The 633-nt window shown below is 73.8% G+C and carries 1 protein-coding gene; it reads right to left on the bottom strand.

Features of this window, described 5'->3' with window-relative positions:
* Window positions 1-311 precede the first annotated feature (311 nt).
* On the bottom strand, window positions 312-633 hold a 322-nt coding region (locus L0P92_RS44815), incomplete at its 5' end, for a peptidoglycan-binding domain-containing protein (protein WP_234768858.1).

Below are 633 nucleotides of genomic sequence, written 5' to 3'. Positions count from 1 at the left end.
GTTCGGGTGGTCGTCGCCTGAGAGCTCGGGGGTGGCGGTGTGGTGGCGGGTGCGGGTTGTGGCGGGTTGCTCGCGCAGTTCCCCGCGCCCCTTGGTGGGCTACCGCGAGGCCAGCCTCTAGGGGTGCAGGGGTGGCGGAGCGATGGCGGGTGCGGGTCGCGTGTGGCTGGTCGCGCAGTTCCCCGCGCCCCTGGGTTGGCGGCCGCGAGGCCGACCCTTTAGGGGCGCGGGGAACTGCGCGAGCAACCCACCACGACCCGCAGTCGCCATCGGACCCGAAGCCCCGAGTTATTGGGCGAACCCGAACCCCGTCACGGCTCCGTCGTCTCCGATTCCAGCCGCTCACGCGTGGCCAGGTCGTACACCCCGTACTCCTCCGGCTGAACCCCCCGCGCCCACTGATACCTGGTCACCGCGTCCTCGACGCCCTCGTTGTAGCTGCCGCCGGCCTCCCTGGTGTAGAGGCCGAGTTGGGCGAGGCGCAGTTCGAGCTCGACCACCTCGGAGCCCTTGTCGCCGCGGCGCAGCGTCGGCGGTGCGGGATCGCGGGCCGCGGCGGAGGCGCCCTCGGCGGCGCCGGCGGCGTCCGTGGGCGGCGGGGCGGAGGTGTTCGTCGGTTCCGTGGAGGGGGAC

It is taken from the genome of Streptomyces muensis (assembly GCF_021474425.1).
GTDB lineage: Bacteria > Actinomycetota > Actinomycetes > Streptomycetales > Streptomycetaceae > Streptomyces > Streptomyces muensis.
This window is presented reverse-complemented; position numbering and strand designations above follow the sequence as displayed.